An 18,057-nucleotide genomic window follows, 5' to 3' on the forward strand; every position below is an offset into this window, starting at 1 on the left:
CCCCCCCTTACTTCCTACATTCATTTTTATATTGAGTAGGTGTCATACCTGTATACTGTTTGAATGCAGTACTGAAATAGCGAAGAGTGGTGAATCCCACCTGGTCGGATATTTCGGTAAATGTAAGGTCTGTTGTTTTCACCAGGACAATAGCTTGCTCCATACGGTACTTATTGATATAGTCGTTTGCTCCCATATCAGTAATAGCCTTTAGCTTGTTGTAAAGCGAAGTCTTGCTCATTCCTATTTCTTTGCAGATGAAAGGAATGTCCAGTGCAGGGTTACTAATATTCTCAGATATGAGCGTATTGAACTTTAGCAAGAAAGCTTCATCCGCCTGACTGAAAGTGCTTTCCAATGGTTGAGGGAAAATACCTACATGTTGATAATGCTCCTTGGTCTGTTCGCGGTTATACAAACGGTTTTGTATGATTTTTATTAGTGAATCTACTTCGAAAGGCTTTCCCAGATATGCGTCAGCTCCAATCTTATAACCATATTGCCGGCTCTGTTCGTCATTTCGTGCAGTCAGCAATACAACGGGGATATGGCTGATACTGATATCTTCTTTTACAGCCCTGCATAAGTCGTAACCATTCATTCGCGGCATCATGACGTCGCTTACTATAATATCCGGGATTTGCTTCCGGGCTATCTCTAAAGCCTCTTCGCCATCATACGCTATATAGATACTTTTGAATAAGTCCTTCAATTCTTTAGAGAAGAAATCGGTCAGATTCCGGTTATCGTCTACAAATAGCAGCGTGTAGTTACTGGTCGAGAAATCATGGACTTCAGGAGTCTTTATATCATCATTGATTTCCGGGGCAATCAGTTCATTTATATAAGGCTTGGGCTGACAGATTATGTCACCGGCTTCTTGCGCCAGCGGTAAATAGAAAAAGAAAGTAGCCCCTTTATCCTCATTATTTATAGCTCCAATTTGCCCTTTGTGTAGCTCCACCAACATTTTGGCATATGAAAGCCCGATACCGCTTCCACCCATTTCACGATCTCCCTGATAAAAGCGTACAAATACTTTCTCTAACTCTGTATCTTTCAAACCCTCTCCCTGGTCGGATACGGATATACGTACATAAGATTCTTCTCTATGCGTCCGGATAGTGATAGTCGTGTTCTCCGGGCTATGTTTCAAAGCATTTGTCAACAAGTTGGTGACGACGATGGTACACATATCCTTGTCAAATACAACATAATCTATACTATCATCAAGCTCATAAACAAATTGAACCTGCTTGGCAGTACCCTCATCAACGAAATCGGCTCCTGTTTCTTTAATCCACGGATTCAGTTGGTAAGACTGAAGTTTCAGTTTCGTTTCACCGACTTCCATTTTGCGCACATCCAGTACCATGTTGATAAGGTCTTTCATGCGTTGGGTTTGCTTATGTATATTCTTCAGCGGCAGATAATTACTGTCTGACGGATGAAGCGTCTTTAATATACGGCTCAACGGAGCATATATCAAAGTCAGCGGAGTTCTTAGCTCATGGCTGATATTGATAAGGAAACGTACTTTCTCTTCGTACACCTGCTGCTCGTGTTCTTTCACAATCCACTTCATCTTGTTCTCCTTCCGTCGGAGCAGGATAAAGATAAACTGCGTCACAAGTCCGATCACACAAACGATACAAAGAGAAATAAACCACCAGGTTCTGTACCAGGGCGGAGAAACAGTCAATGTGAATAACAGTTGCGGTGGAGTCTGATTACCCTCTTGCGTGTTGCAACTCACCATGATAGGATAAGTTCCCGGTGCGAGGGAAGGAATGACCAGCTCAGGATTATAACTTTCCGCGTCGAAATCATTCATCTGAAAACGATACACTTTGAGACGAAGAATATCCGCCCCATAAGTCATCACACGGATTTTGATATTCTTGCTGTTCCAGGGAACAGATATTCTATCTTGCTTCAACTGATACATTCTGTTTTCTCCGTTGACGGTCAGTTCGGCAAGACGAATTTCGGGAGAGTCCGCACTCTTTTCTATTTTAGTATCTGCGTTGATGCATAATAATCCTTTAATACCCCCCATATAAATATTCCCTTTTCCCGATATAAGGCGGGGCTTGGAGAGATATTCGTTGGGCGAGATACCGTCAGTCTCCCCAAACAGGACAAAACGTTTGGCATCGGTAAGCCAGGCGAACAACTTTTGTTCGGCTCCTATCCACACCTTTCCTTTATCATCACAGAGAACCGTATTCACCTCATTAAATAAAGAAGTCGGAATCTGTTCAAATTCACGCGTATCCGGATGATACACATAAAGCCCGCGATTGCTGGCAATCCAAAACAGCCCCTTGTCATCGCGTGAAACAGCATTGAGATAAATCCCTTTGGGCGCTCTCGTAAGTATTTCCATCGTATTGGTCGTGCGATTCAGACTGTAGATATGATACGGATCATTCATATACGTAGTTGTCGCATCATGCGTGATGGCACAAAGCATACCTTTTATATTGATGTCTTTTGCACAGGAGACAGGTTCCAACTTCCGGGTGGAAATATCATACCGGTACGGTGGAGAACTCAGCAATAATACCGAGTTCGGAAGATCCTGATAAAGATTGACCGGCTGACCACTGTACCGTATGTTCCTCTCCAACGAAGGACTGGTGATAGGAAAAATCCTTTTCCGGCCAGAGCGCTTGTCGAAGATAAAGATACCTTTGGAGAATATGGAAACCAGCAACTCATTAGGCGTAAATCCACTGATAGAAACAACCTTGTCCCCCCACGTATCCGGATAATGCCTGAATGTTCCCGTGGAAGGCGTGAACTTATTGATGCCACCGCCATCCGTCGCTATCCACAGCTCTTCGGAAGAAGGTTCCTGATATAAATGCAGAACAGTATTCTGGCTCAACCCTTTATCATATCCCAATACGACATTCGAATAAGTTCGCATGGATACCTCGCGGATATTGATAAGCCCTTCCCGCTTGCTTCCCGCCCACATATTATTGGCAGAGTCACCGTGCAGGCAAAGAATCGTATTGGTAGGAAGCGAGTGCGTATCGCCCGAAATATGCTCCAATACGGTAATATTCCCATTCTCGGGATTCAGGATATTGATACCGCCACCGTCCGTTCCCATCCATATTTTCCCGTTGAAATCGGTCATACATAATACAATGTCACTGCTTAGACTGGAGTTCTGAGTATTGTAATTTGCTATCAGTTTTCCCTCTTTTGAGAAACATTTGATACCGTCATTGTAAGTTGCCAGCCATATCCGCTGTTGGGAATCGACCATCATATCTACATTACTATCTCCGAATTCGAAAGGAAACGGAGTGATTTCACGAGTCTTCCGGTTCATCTGCACGATTCCTTTCTGCCAGTTGAGACAAAGCACAATATCCGACTTCCAAAGTTGTACGGAACGTATAATAAATGGTTTTTCCGTCTTGAACTCCTGTACAAGGGAAAGTTCATTGTCGGTATAGGAATACTTATAGAGCTGGTTGATACCACCGAACAGGAGACCGTCCTCTGTCTTACATACGGAATATGCCACGACCGGACGGTTGTTTTGCTTGGGAATATAGAAATTATCGTGAATAAGTGAATAACGTGCAATCCCCCTTGTGGTTAATATCCAGGTAGCCTGTTGCCCGTCTTCGATAATTTGCAGGATACTGTCGCCGGGCAGGGAACTGTCGTTGTCCGGTTCCGAAGTATACCTTTTCAGTTCTTCTCCGTCAAACCTGATAAGTCCTTTGGGAGTACCTATCCAAATAAAACCTTTCTGTTCCGTATAGATACAGTTGATGATAGAAGGCATTCCGTTTTGCGAGCCGATCTGTTTGAAATCAAAATGATTGCCTGTTGCCGGAAGGATGCTTATTACCAAGAAGGTTAGCAGAAAGAATATGTGTTTAGCCTGGTTGGTTCTTCTCATTCATTGTAGTATTAAAGGTCTTGCTGAAACAAAAGTATGACTATTTCCGCTAAAACGAAAGGAATGATTCCAAAAAAATATCAGTTGGTTCTCAAAATCATCCTGATGGTATCCAAAAAAAGACAGATGACGTTTTTTGGAAACATTTGGGCGATTTTATGAAGCCGCTAATATAGGGAATAGCCTATTTTTGGAACGTATTTCTATGAGGCGGCAACTGATTCGGGAAATACTGCCGGCCTGTGAAATTCAAACTTTAAGTATTAACTTTAATGTAATGTTATGAAGAAAATGCAGATCAGGATGCAACTAGTGTGTATCTTTTCGATGCTTTTGCTGTTTCTCCCTGCCGATGTTTTTGCGCAACAGGGAACTATTACCGGAAAGGTAGTAGATGAACGTGGAGAATCTGTAATCGGAGCAACCGTCATGATGAAAGGTTCTGCCGATGGTGCTATTACGGATTTGGATGGAAACTTTTCAATAAAAGGTAAAGTGGGGAGTATCCTCATTATCACTTATGTCGGCTATGCTCCTTTGGAGACGAAAGTTACTAAGTTGTCCGGCAATCGTTACGTATTAAAAGAAGATTCGGAGATGCTGGATGAAGTAGTAGTAGTCGGCATGGGAACCCAAAAACGGAATACCATTACTGCGGCTGTAGCTACTGTCAATTCGGATGCTATCGCTACCCGTCCGGTGACCGATGTTACCAGCGCGTTGCAAGGTAACGTGGCCGGTTTGAACTTTGCTTCGGATGCTTCGGAGAGCGGTACGGGCGGTGAAGTCGGCGGAGAAATCAAGTTCAATATCCGTGGTATCGGCTCTATCAATGGCGGTGAGCCGTATGTATTGGTAGATGGAGTGGAACAAAGTTTGCAGAACGTCAATCCTGCCGATATAGAAAGTATCAGCGTACTGAAAGATGCTTCCGCCGCGGCGGTTTACGGAGCACGTGCAGCTTATGGCGTGGTGCTGGTTACGACAAAGAGCGGTAAACAGGATAAGGCAAGAGTGACCTATCGCGGCTCCGTCGGTGTCAGTTCACCTATCAATATGCCGAAGATGATGAACTCGGTAGACTTTGCCAATTACAAGAATGCCTACCGTGCCTCTATCGGTGAGTCTCCCTATTTCTCGCAGGAGACTATCGGACTGATGGAACAGTTTATGCAGAATCCGTATGGTGAAGGATTGCCCGGTATAACGGCAAATCCTGATAATACAGGCTGGCGTGGGGGCGAATCCCAGTATGCCAATACGGACTGGTTCGATTACTTCTATAAGAATAGCTCTCTGCGCCATTCACATAATCTGAGCATTTCGGGCGGTTCCGAGAAAGTGACCTATTATGTAGGTATGGGATATACCTATCAGGGTGGTTTGCTGGACCGTGTAGAAGATTCTTTGGACAAATACAATGTGAATACTAAATTTCAGATTAAACCGAATGATTGGTTGAAGTTCAATTTCAACAATAACATTACGTTGAATCTGATTTCCCGTCCGCTTCCCAATATGTCTATCCTGTATCATCAGATTGCCCGCACGGCGCCCAATACCGTTACGGAAGTCCCCATCTCAGGCCCCTACAATCTCCCGTCGTGGAACGAAGGACTCTATCTGGATAATGTGAACTATTCACAAAACCGGATTTCGGATGCGATGACTTTCGCAGCTACGGTTACCCCCTTGAAAGGTTGGGATATTATGGGAGAGATGAAAGTACGCTTTGACGTTGAGAATGATAAATTCCTGCAAAAACAACCCAGGACTACACGCCCCGACGGTACGATAGAGAACGTGACGGCACCTCGACAGGGGTATTCCTATCCCGGAATTGAATATTCAAATTCACAGTGGGGCTCGATGACACGTGGAAACAAGTTCAATTACTACCTGTCTCCCAGCGTCTCATCTTCTTATACGAACCAGTGGGGAGAGCATTTCTTCAAGGCAATGGCGGGTTACCAAATGGAAGTACAGAACAACTCGAGTATGTACGCCTATAAGGACGGCGTGATAAGTGATGATACCTACTCCTTCGACAATGCCAACGGAAAATCTTACAACGGCGAAGCGCGCGACCATTGGGCTACCATGGGATTCTATGCCCGCCTGAACTGGAACTATCAGAATATCTACTTCCTGGAGTTCAGCGGACGCTATGACGGTTCTTCCCGTTTTGCTTCCGGCAACCGTTGGGGATTCTTCCCTTCCTTCTCTGCCGGTTATGACATCGCCCGTACTGACTACTTCAAACAATTGAACGTGCCTGTCTCCCAGTTAAAGGTACGTGTATCCTACGGACGTTTGGGAAATCAGAACGGAGCCGGACTGTATGACTATCTGAATTTCATGACTCTGCGCCCTGAATATTCATCGGCCTGGTTACTTTCCGGTATAACTTCTGCTACACCTGTACGCGGAACGGTTGCGCTGACCCCTTCCATGGTAAGCCCGTTCATCTCCTGGGAAAAAGTGGATAATGCCAACCTGGGTATCGACCTGAGTCTGTTGAACAACCGTTTGACTATTACTGCGGATATTTATCAACGTATGACGAGAGACATGATTGGCCCGGCCGAAGCCATTCCTGATATCGGCGGTATCGCAGTCGACCAGCGGGCAAAGGTGAACAATGCCACATTGCGCAATCGCGGATGGGAATTATCAGTTAACTGGGCAGAACAACTAAAGAACGGCTTCAGCTACGGTATCGGATTTAATATCTTCGATTATAAAGCCATCGTTACCAAATACAATAATCCCGAAGGATTGATTTACAATAACCATACCGGTCTTGGACGTAACAAAGGCTATTATCAAGGCATGGATTTGGGAGAAATCTGGGGATACGAGGCCAATGACCTGTTCCTGACCAACCAGGAAGTGGACGAATATCTGAGAAACGTAGATATGTCTTTCTTCAAGCCGAATAAAGACTGGCAGCGTGGTGACCTGAAATATGTCGATTCGAATAATGACGGCAAAATAGACCCGGGAGCAGGTACGCTGAAAGACCACGGCGACCTGAAAGTTATCGGTAATACGACTCCGCGCTATTCATTCGGTCTGAATCTGCATGCAGGTTATAAAGGATTTGAAGTGTCAGCCTTGTTCCAGGGCGTGATGAAACGTGATTATCCGATGGCTGCAAGTACCTATCTATTCAGTGGCGACTCGAATTTTTTCAAAGAGCACCTCGACTATTACAACGTATCTAATCCGGGCGCTTACCTGCCACGACTGACCAAACCGGATAGTCCCGAATATAACGCGAATGCAGGCTACAACACAACCCGCTATCTGCTGAACGCCGCCTATATGCGTATGAAAAACTTAATGGTGTCTTATTCCTTCCAGCCGAAGCTGATAAAGAAGATAGGACTGGAGAATCTGAAAGTATATTTCACTTGCGACAACTTGTTCACCATTGATAATTTACCGAATGTCTTCGACCCGGAAACTTTGAATCAGGTGAATACATGGGCCGGTGGTAGTAACGAGACTGCTCCGGGGCTGACTTCTCCGATGAAACAGAATGGTAACGGAAAGGTATATCCGTTAAATAAAAACTATGTATTCGGTGTTGAATTTACTTTTTAAACAGTAGAAAATCATGAAAAAGATATTAATAATGGCTCTTGTAGCCGCTTCGATAGGGTCGCTTTCATCCTGTGCCGATTTCCTGGACAGAGAACCCATGACCAAGCCGGAAGCGGGTACGTTCCTGACCGGACAGATTCAGGTTGAGAATTATATCAACGGACTTTATATCACATTGCCTTCTTTCAGTAAATTCGGCATGGGAGTCCGCAGCGAAGAAAAAAACAGTGATAACATCATTGCGGAGAAATATGACCCGCGCCTGCATGGACAGAACAATCAGTTCAGCGGAGCTTCCGACTGGCAGACCGGATTTCAGAATCTGCGCAAAGTGAACTACTTCTTCTATTATTATAAAGTACCGGAAGAACTGGAAACACAGGATGTACTCTCCCTGAAAGGAGAAGCATATTTCTTCCGCGCTTACTGGCATTTCTATTTATTGAAGAAGTTTGGCCCTATTCCCGTGATGGATTCTTTTTGGGATGAGAATGCAACGGTGGGAGGCTTACAGATTCCTGCAAAGTCGCGTAATGAGGTTGCCAAGTTTATTTTGAGTGATTTGGAACAGGCGAAAGGTATGCTGAACTCACGCAGCAAATATTCGGGAATCCGTGTGAATAAAGAAGCTGCTATGGTATTGGCCATGAATGTTGCCCTGTATGAAGGCACCTGGGAAAAATACCATGAAGGTTCCGACTTCGCTTCACCCGCCAATGAATCGGCTTATTTCCTGGGCGAAGTACTAAAGTGGGGAGATGAATTGTTCAAATGCGGCATCGACTTGTATAAGACAGGTGTAAATCCCGGAGATGCTTATGCTGTCCTGTTCAACAGTACCGATTTGTCGGGAATAGACGAAGTGCTGCTGTGGAGAAAATATTCAAATGAAGAAGGAGTCTTCCATTCGGTGAATGCGAACCTCAAAGCCGGTGTCGTAGACACGGAAGGTGCTGCCGGCATTACGCAAAGCCTGGTCGATAACTATCTGAATGAGGATGGTACCTTTATTAATCCTAAAGACGAGAAATTCAAGGATTTCATAAAAACCTTTGAAGGTCGTGACCCCCGGCTTATTCAGACAGTGATGAACGAAGGAGCGAAGTTTGCTTCCGCCACTACTGCCCGCCCGATGCACCTTGAAGCATACACGGAAACAGCCAAAGACAAAATCAGCGCTCCCAAACTGGCAGGAGACGGCAACTCCCGTTCCTTGACAGGCTACCATACCCGTTTGGGTATCGACACTACGTTTGTGAATGGTAATGGTGAAACGGCTTTGCCTGTGATTCGCTATGCAGAAGCGTTGCTTGCCTATGCTGAGGCTGCCGCAGAACTGGGGCAATGCACTGAAGATGTATTGACAAAAACGCTGAAAGCCCTTCGCGAACGTGCCGGAGTAACTTATGTAAAACCTGCTTCCCGTGATGCCAACTTCAGCAGTTTCGGTTATGAACTGACACCTGTCTTACAGGAAATCCGTCGTGAACGCCGTTCGGAACTGGCTTTGCAAGGTTTCCGCCTGGACGACCTGATGCGTTGGAAAGCCGATAAACTGATTGTCGGACAACGGGGCAGAGGTGCTTATGTGGGCGATGAATCTCTCTTGTTCGGTGCTTTCAGCCCTGAAAATCAAAAGACTATCCGAGAACGGCTCACCGTGGATGAACAAGGCTGGGCTGACCCGATGGCAGGAACATTAACGAATGGGTATCAATTCCATGCAGACAGGGATTATCTGTTGCCGATTCCCCCTTCCGAACTGGAACTGAATAAGACCTTACATCAAAACCCGAAGTGGTAATCATACTAATGATATAATATAAATACATTATGAGAAAGTATTTCTATGGGTTATTACCCATTTGCCTGTTGATACTGGTAATGACAGGCTGTAATGACACCGAGACTATCATTTCGATAGGAGAAACCCGAAACCTGGTAGCGGAGATTAGTACTCAAAGTGCTGCCATCGGAGATAAAGTGGTGTTTACCGTTAAGATAGACCAACAGAATAACAACCTGGCTTTGGATGAAGATATTGACGTGACTTTGACTTTTGCCGGTAAGGACGTGAATCAGAAGGAAGTATCTGCTTCTGATATCTTTGACGGATTTACAGGACATATCGCCTTGCAGAAAGGAGAGCAACAAGGTTTTGCTGAGTTTACAGTCAAAGAAAACCTGACTGATTATCCCGTTTCCGGTACTATCACCGCATATGTCAGAGGATATCAGATTAATGCTGCCGAACGTCCGATTGTTGTTTCCGACAGACACTATACGATTATGTCACTGAAAAACAATTCGGATAATACAGTGAAAGAATATGGCTATTTTGTGTTACTCGCCACAGTGGGAGCACCGGCTAAGGAAGATGTGAAAGTCTTTATTACTACGGGTTCCGGTGAAGGAGACAAGTTCAGTAATTTACCGGAATACCTGATTGTGAAGGCCGGTTATCAGACGGCGGAGTCAGACCCCGTGCGTATCGAAGGACAGCAGGGGACAAATGACTTTGAATCCGTTTCCTTATCTTTCTCTACGGATTCGGAAGCGCATCCTTTGTATGGGAATAAACTGGATATTAAAGTAACGGATATAGATGGAGGATTGGACGAAGCGACCAAGATGTACGATGAACGTTGGGTATATATTGACCCCGACCAGGTATTTGTTTCTGCAACGAATGAAAAGGCTGTGGAAAAATGGGACGCTACGAGATATGCTTCCGCTTTGGAAATCAAAGAAGGGGACCCGCATCCGAATGAATCGTTGGCTGCACAGGGATGGATGTTCCTGAATTCTTACGAGTTCCATCCGATTAGTGCATTGACACAGGGCGGAGCAGAAGAACCGAATGAATATGGTAATCGTCCGCCGCGCTTCATGGCGGCACAAAATGTAGCCAATACGCAGAAAGTACAGGCTGTCGTGAATGAGAAATATTCAACGATGACACAGGAAGGGTATTTGAGAATGTGGTGCGCGCGTGACCCGGGATTGGCAACTACAGGCGGAGTGACCGGAACAAGAGATTATGGAGTGTCGGCTTTCTATGCAAGTAAGTTTGACGGTGTGCCTACCGGTGCCGATTCATGGGAAGCGAATAATGTGCGTATCCTGCCGGGAACCCGTGTTGAAGTCAGAATCCGCATACGTGGAAAGAAACACTCTTTCAATACGGCAGTGTGGTTCCAGGGAAATATCAGAAACGTGCAGTGGTCTACTTATGGCGAGGTCGATTTGCTGGAAAATCCGGCAAACAAGAAAGGCGGCAGTGTAGGCGGCATGAATAACGCTTGGCAGACTTTCCACTGGAATGATAAAACGATTTCGGAGAATGCCGATAAATACCGGCCGACTTCGGGCTCGATAGGCATATCGGATATGGATGATTTTGATATCTATTGGATGGAGTGGAGAGACAATAACGAAATCGTTTTAGGTATCAACGGTAAAGAGAATCTATGTATCAAGCGTGACGGCAGCTTTACGGGAAGTCTCGGCGGTTCGCGATGGAACAGTTCTACGCACTGGCCGTTTGAAGACGGTTACAATCCGGAAGGTATGCACTTGCTGCTGACTTTTGCGGGTTGCAATGAATGGGCGCTGGATAATAACCTGGCGGAAGACTGGGCGGATGATTTCAAGAATATTTCTTATCAGGACAGCAAGACCAGTAACGATACACCTCGTATGGAAATAGATTGGATACGTTTCTATAAGAAGTCGAACTATGGTTATTATGGCAATGGTACTCCGAGCCGTAACAAGCCGATGTATTAGTAGTTGCTAAATTTAAGATGTTGAATCAGATAAACTTTGATATAATTATGAAAAGAGTTTATTATTTATTGAGTATTGGACTGTTGAGTGCAATCGGCCTGACTTCTTGCGGAGAGGATGAGATTGTGAATGAGAATGCGGGTGGGGGAGACGACGCTGCCGGTGAACTCGCCGATTATACGCTGACCGCTTCTATCAGACAGTCGGAAGCTTTGGGACGCGCCAACATACAGGAAGGTGTATATGCCTGGAATAGTGAAGATGCTTTCACCTTATTGAATCGTAATACGGGCAAGAATTATCGTTTTGCCATTTCTTCAGCTTACAATGCTGCGCAACCTAAGGCAGAAGCGGAGTTTGTTGGTCAGGCCGCAGTGAAAAACGGGCATAAGGTGATTGCGGTATTTCCTGAAAAGGAGATAAAGGCATTCAATGAGGTGGCTACTTTTACCATGCCGGAAGTCTGTACGCAGACTGCCGGTACGGCGGAGTTGAAAGCTACTACGTATATGATAGCTGCCGGGAATGTAGCTGATAATAAGATTCCGGCATTGACTTTCTCACCGTTGACCGCACTTGTTCAGTTTAATCTGACGAACACTTCCGATCGTGAACTCAAAATACGGACTATCACCATGGAAACGGATGATAACGTATTTCCGGCTGAAGTGAAGATTAATGATAACGGAGAAGTGAAAAGCTACTCAGGCATGCGCAAGAAAGTGATACTGGATATGCAGGGGCAGGCATTGGTTGTGAACGGAACGCTGAACGGGTATGTAAATTTGCTGCCTACCACGTATGGAGATACCAGGCTGATAGGAAGTAATGCGCCGTTGAGCATCACTGTTAATGTGTTGAACAACGACCAGGAACAGGATATTATCCTTCTGAAGGAAGTTCCCATGAAAGATTTGAAGAATAAGATAGGACTCGATATGGACGCTTCTGCCTATCAGTTTGCGGCAGGCAGGCTGTATAAGATGGACTTTGAACTGGATTATCGTTTCAAAGTGCCGGAAGAAGGATATCTGATTGATGATGACGGGAATATACATATCTATAATAAGACGGGTCTCCTGGGATGGAAGCAGATTATGGAGCAGCATCGTGGCGTGACGGTTACTTTGGAAAAAGAATATATTGAAAATGGCGTGATTGATTTTGGTAACGAAATATGGGAACCGATTTCTGCCTTTAGCGGTACATTCGATGGTAATGGCGTTACGATTGAGAATCTGATGATAGCTGAGGAAGGATTTATCGCGAACAATAATGGAACGATTCGGAATCTGACTCTTAAAAATCCGGGATTCTCCAGTGATATAGCTACCGGTACGGGTACATTGGCTGCCGTTAATAATAGCATTATTGAGAATTGCAGCATTGAAGGTCTGACTGCTACGGTTACGAAACCTGCTAAAGTAGGCGGACTGGTAGGACAGAATGCCCAGGGCGCAAGGATAGAAAATTCCAGTGTAGTAAGCGGAACTATTACGCTAAGACTGAATGCCAGTGATTCGGGTAACGCAAACCTGGGTGGTTTGGTCGGTGAGAATTATAGCGGAACGGGTTTGATTATCAACTCATTCGTAGGAGCAGTCGCTATTATCCATCCTACTAATTCGGCAGGTGCTTCAAATGTTGGCGGACTCGTAGGATACAATAATTTGGGTAAGATAAAAGGTTGCTATTCGTTGGCGGAGATGACTATTAATTGTTCGGCACAGGCCGGTGGATTGATTGGAGTGAATGCCAACGGTACTGCACTTGCTTCTTATGCAGCCGGTACAATAAGTGGTAGAGTAGCCAATAATACAGGCGGATTGATAGGATTCAATAATGGAGGTACTACTATCGTCACAGCCTGTTACGCAACCACCCTGCTATCGGCTACGACCTCGAACAGTGGTAAGTTCGGTGCTTTCATGGGAACAAACAGCGGAAATGCCGCCGAATGTTATTTCATTAATGAAACAGTGAATAATGCCACAGGCAACAACTCGTCAAACGGTATCGCGAAGGTGACGGCAGAAAGTCTTAGAAGCAAAGTGCGTTATCTGAACCTGGCGATAGAAGAAGCCGAACCGGGCTTTGGATTTAATTTCAAAGTGAATGAGGATACGGGAACGAATACACTTCAACCATTAGTTCTGCAACCGGCAGTGTCCGTTCCGGGCTTCGGTGGGTCAGACTTCGGAGATGGTGGTGATATTTAACGAATTGATAACAGAAAAAGATTAAACCATGAATAAAATATATTCTTTATTAGGGATAGGGCTGCTTACCGCAGCCGCCCTAAGCTCTTGCAGCGAAGATGTTATTATGGACGAGGGCAGGCAGGTGCCGCAGGGAGAATTGGGAGCATATACGACTGTCGCTTCTATCCAGGGCTATAAAACGACGGAGAAAGAGCCATCGACACGTGCCAACGTGCAGGAGGACGGGCGTTCCTTTATGTGGAATACGGATGATGCAGTCACCATATGGAATGGAACGAACGGCTATAATTTCACTTCTGTGAGCTATGATGATAGCGAGCCGTCGAAGAATGTGGAATTTACGGGAAATGGCGCCTTTACAGAGGGAGCCACCGTATGGGGTATCTATCCTAAAAAAGATTCCCCGACTACGGCGAATGCTTTTACTTTCACATTAGCGGATAATGTGACGCAGAGCGGGGATAAACCGGAATTGCAAAGTACAATGCATATGCTTGCCAAAGGTACGGTAAACGGAACAACTGTCACTAATCTGAATTTTGAGCATCTGACGGCGCTCTATCAATTTAGTATCAGGAATTTACGACCTGATGGTTATAAGATAAAGAGCGTTACCGTTTCATGCGAAACTGCTATATTCCCAAAAACATTGACTGTTTCGGGAGAAGAGAAAACGTATAGTGATAAAGTAGCTAGCCGGACGTTGAATCTGTCAAACCTTGAAATAGCCAAAAATGCGGTTGGATACGGATATATGAATTTCTTTCCAATACCGGATATGGCGGAAGATACGGAACTGACTTTCACCGTTACTGTACAAAAAGGGAGCGAAGAGCCGGAAACCATTGAGAAGAAAGGAAAGGTTAGTGAACTTTATGATGCAGAATCGGTGGTCGCCGGAGATGGATATAAGTATATCGCGGGAAAGAGATATGGCGTGTCCTTTGCTTTAGTCGCAGAGTTGGGATATGAGGAGACGGAACCTAATAAGTATTTGGTTACCAAAGAGGAAGGACTTATAAACCTGGCAAGTGATTTAACGATTATCGGTAATGCTGCAACAGTAATAACCTTGAATAAAGACCTTGACTGGACCGGTAAGGAAGCATGGACTCCGATAACCGAATTTAAAGGAATATTCGATGGTAACAATAAAAAGATTTCTAATCTTACCATTCAGGATAACGCAGGCGGCATGGGCTTATTTGCCAAGAATAGTGGTACGATTAAGAACCTGACACTGGAAAATATAACGATAAATAGCGCAACAGCTACAACGATTGGTGCCTTTGCCGCTACAAATTCAGGAATAATCCAGGCTTGTACGGTCATCGGAGGAACATTTACTGCCAATGCTAATAATACGACAATGGGTGCCTTTGCCGGAATCAATAATGTGGCAGGCGCGGCAATCATTGATTGCAGACTGGAAGGAAATGCGACCCTTACCGTTGCCAATGGTGTAAAAGCTGACTTCGGCGGACTTGTAGGTACCAACGGCAACTGGAATGCTCCCAATATAAAAGGTTCTTCTGTTGACGAGACTGTCACTTTGGTGTATAATGGCGCGAATACAGGCTCAGTTGGTGGACTGGTAGGCTGGAACAAGGGTGGAGTTATAACCGGTAGTTATGCTTTGCCGGTAATCCGTCTGAATACGGCGGCAAATGCCGGTGGTTTGGTCGGAGCCCATAATAATAGTTCTAAACTCATCGCTTCATATGCAGCAGGTTCGATAACGATTTCTTCAGGTTCCAGAGTAGGTGGACTGATTGGTAATAGTGGTTCTCCTGCTACTGTTACAGCTTGCTACTCAACGATTACAATAGCTTCAGCTACGAACATTGGCGGCCTGGTCGGCGGATGGAACGCTGCTGCGTCTATAAGCGAATGTTACTTTATGAATAGTAACAATGCTTCCGGTGGTGCTGCTATTGCTTCGGGTGCGAGCAAGGTAGACAGTGCGGACGAACTTCGTAGTAAAGCTGCCTCTATGAATACCGCCGTTTCTGATTCAGGTTTCGAATTTACTGCAAATCCGGCTGATGATAACGCACCTTTGAGTATTCGGAAAATAGAATAGTTGTAATATACTTGAATAGTGAATCCTCTTGTTCTTCCTTGTTTTCATACGTCAGAAAAGGACGAATGAGAGGATTCTTATTAATCTCGATGTACAGATATGACTAAAAATAATATTATTATAGCGTTACTGCTGACAGGGCTGTTCTTTAATAGCAATTGGAATACATATGCGGTTTCCGGCAATCCTTTGATAGTGCCTGCTCCGGTACAAATGACAATAGGGGAAGGAGAATTTTCGTTTTCTCCGAACACAGTCTTTGCAGTAGAGAATAAGGAACAGAAAAAGATAGTGGATAACTTTGCTGCATTATTTATGCAAGCAGCCGGATTTACTCCGAAGGTTGAAATCGGAGTGAAAGAAGCCGCTGTCCGCCTTACAACCGATGTTGAGATGAAGCCGGAAGCCTATCACTTGCAGGTATCTGCCGGACATATCCAAATAAAGGCGGCCGATGAGAAAGGTTTCTTTTATGCACTTCAGACGCTGCGTCTGTTACTGCCGCCTGTTATAGAGAATGTAGTCCGGGTAGATGCGGAGTGGAAGATTCCCGCTGTTACTATCAATGATGAGCCACGCTTTGGCTATCGGGGGATGATGTTGGATGTTTCCCGGTTCTTTACGCCGAAAAAAGAAGTGCTGCGTATTATCGACTGTATGGCAATGCTGAAACTGAACATGCTGCATTTTCATTTGAGTGATGATAACGGCTGGCGACTGGAAATAAAGAAATATCCACGCTTGACAGAAGTAGGAGCCTGGTGTGTGAATCGGGGGGATGCAACTTTTCCCGACCGTAGAAATCAGAAACAGGGTGAACCAACTCCCAAAGGCGGATTTTATACGCAGGAAGATATAAAGGAAATTGTCGCTTACGCTGCCGAACGTCAGATACAGGTTATCCCTGAAATTGATATTCCGGGACATTCCAATGCAGCTTTGGCTGCTTATCCACAGTATGCGTGTCCGGTAGTGGAAGATTTTATTAGTGTGTTGCCGGGATTGGGTGGCAGTAATACGGATATTATCTACTGTGCGGGGAATGATAAGACATTTGAATTCTTGCAAGGAATCATGGATGAAGTGACTGAATTGTTTCCTTCCAAGTATATACACCTGGGTGGTGACGAAGCATGGAAAACGTACTGGAAGAAATGCCCGTTGTGCCAGGCACGGATTCGTGAAGAAAAGCTCAAAGATGAAGAAGCCTTGCAGGGATATTTTATGAACCGGATGGGCAAGTACCTGCAAACTAAAGGTAAAGTATTGATGGGATGGGATGAATTGACACACAGTAAGATTCCTGAAGATGCCGTGATATTCGGGTGGCAAGGATATGGAGAAGCCGCCTTGAAAGCGGCGGCACAAGGACATCGTTTTGTGATGACTCCCGCTCGTGTGACCTATCTGATTCGCTACCAAGGACCTCAATGGTTTGAACCGCTGACTTACTTCGGAAACATTACTCTGAAAGACGTATATGATTATGAACCCGTGCAAAAAGGCTGGAAGCCTGAATATGAACCTTTATTAATGGGGGTACAAGCCTGTATGTGGACGGAATTCTGCAACAAGCCCGAAGATGTGACCTATCATATATTTCCCCGTTTGGCTGCATTGGCCGAAATTGCTTGGGCACCTAAAGGGACTAAAGACTGGCGTCGTTTTCTGAAAGCTATGGATAACTACACGGCTCATCTGAATGCGAAAGGAATCATATACTCCGAATCTATGTATAACATCCAGCATACGGTTACCGCCAATAACGGTAAACTGAATGTCAAACTGGAATGTATCCGCCCCGATGTAGAGATTCGATATACGACTGATGGTATGCAACCTGGAAAATCTTCGGCTTTATACACTGAATCATTGGAAATAAATAGTACAACTTACTTGAAATGTGCTACCTTTGCCAATGGCAAACAAATAGGACAAACACTAGATCTGCCCTTAGTGTGGAATAAGGCTACTGCCAAACCGATACTGAATGCTCAAAAGATTGATAATTTGCTGACTAATGGTGTGAGAGGAAGCCTTCGACAGTCCGATTTTGAATGGCGCACATGGGATGCTATGCCGGAAGCATCTTTTACAATTGACTTATTGCAACCGGAAGTGATTCATGAAGTGGCGTTAGGATGTCTTACGAATTATGGTATGGGAGCGCATAAACCCAAGTCCGTCAAGGTTGAAGTTTCTGAAGATAATGCGCGTTTCACAGTAGTAGGTGAGAAATCTTTCACTTCCGATGAAATCTTTAAAGAAGGTAACTTTATTGAGGATATTGCATTTAAGATAAATAATGCAAAGGCACGATATGTACGTGTGACAAGCAGGAATGCAGGTCTGTGTCCGGAAAATCATTTGCGGCCGGGACAACAGTCGCGCTATTATTACGATGAAATTATTATAAAATAAGT

At 44.8% G+C, this 18,057-nt stretch carries 7 protein-coding genes; 6 read left to right on the forward strand and 1 reads right to left on the reverse strand.

The window, feature by feature from the left end:
* Positions 1–7: 7 nt before the first annotated feature.
* The gene (locus tag HC965_RS17110) at positions 8–3,931 is read right to left on the reverse strand and encodes an ATP-binding protein (RefSeq protein WP_191032594.1); all 3,924 of its coding nucleotides are present in this window, start codon (positions 3,929–3,931) and stop codon (positions 8–10) included.
* A 282-nt stretch (positions 3,932–4,213) separates the two neighbouring features.
* On the opposite strand from HC965_RS17110, the gene HC965_RS17115 reads away from it, so the two are divergent.
* From HC965_RS17115 to HC965_RS17140, 6 genes are all read left to right on the forward strand, one after another.
* Positions 4,214–7,540: a TonB-dependent receptor gene (locus HC965_RS17115; RefSeq protein ID WP_191032595.1), complete on the forward strand. Its 3,327-nt coding sequence runs from the start codon at positions 4,214–4,216 to the stop codon at positions 7,538–7,540.
* 13 nt (positions 7,541–7,553) lie between these two features.
* Positions 7,554–9,344 (forward strand): RagB/SusD family nutrient uptake outer membrane protein, encoded by a 1,791-nt coding sequence (locus HC965_RS17120; RefSeq protein ID WP_191032596.1) that lies wholly within the window; start codon positions 7,554–7,556, stop codon positions 9,342–9,344.
* A 29-nt stretch (positions 9,345–9,373) separates the two neighbouring features.
* Positions 9,374–11,329 (forward strand): DUF5006 domain-containing protein, encoded by a 1,956-nt coding sequence (locus HC965_RS17125; RefSeq protein WP_191032597.1) that lies wholly within the window; start codon positions 9,374–9,376, stop codon positions 11,327–11,329.
* 47 nt (positions 11,330–11,376) lie between these two features.
* Positions 11,377–13,548: a GLUG motif-containing protein gene (locus HC965_RS17130; protein WP_191032598.1), complete on the forward strand. Its 2,172-nt coding sequence runs from the start codon at positions 11,377–11,379 to the stop codon at positions 13,546–13,548.
* A gap of 28 nt (positions 13,549–13,576) precedes the next feature.
* Entirely contained in the window at positions 13,577–15,634 is a 2,058-nt protein-coding gene (locus HC965_RS17135; RefSeq protein WP_191032599.1) for a hypothetical protein, read from the forward strand.
* A 99-nt stretch (positions 15,635–15,733) separates the two neighbouring features.
* Positions 15,734–18,055, forward strand: a complete 2,322-nt coding sequence (locus HC965_RS17140; protein ID WP_191032600.1) for a glycoside hydrolase family 20 protein — start codon at positions 15,734–15,736, stop codon at positions 18,053–18,055.
* Positions 18,056–18,057: the final 2 nt, after the last annotated feature.

Origin of the sequence: Bacteroides sp. GM023 (assembly GCF_014750685.1) — a bacterium.
Classification (GTDB): domain Bacteria; phylum Bacteroidota; class Bacteroidia; order Bacteroidales; family Bacteroidaceae; genus Bacteroides.

Bases quoted from the DNA above. Each gene is read 5' to 3' on its own strand.
- HC965_RS17120 (WP_191032596.1), top strand. From the start codon at position 7,554: ATGAAAAAGATATTAATAATGGCTCTTGTAGCCGCTTCGATAGGGTCG.
- HC965_RS17115 (WP_191032595.1), top strand. From the start codon at position 4,214: ATGAAGAAAATGCAGATCAGGATGCAACTAGTGTGTATCTTTTCGATG.
- HC965_RS17125 (WP_191032597.1), top strand. From the start codon at position 9,374: ATGAGAAAGTATTTCTATGGGTTATTACCCATTTGCCTGTTGATACTG.
- HC965_RS17130 (WP_191032598.1), top strand. From the start codon at position 11,377: ATGAAAAGAGTTTATTATTTATTGAGTATTGGACTGTTGAGTGCAATC.
- HC965_RS17140 (WP_191032600.1), top strand. From the start codon at position 15,734: ATGACTAAAAATAATATTATTATAGCGTTACTGCTGACAGGGCTGTTC.
- HC965_RS17110 (WP_191032594.1), bottom strand. From the start codon at position 3,931: ATGAGAAGAACCAACCAGGCTAAACACATATTCTTTCTGCTAACCTTC.
- HC965_RS17135 (WP_191032599.1), top strand. From the start codon at position 13,577: ATGAATAAAATATATTCTTTATTAGGGATAGGGCTGCTTACCGCAGCC.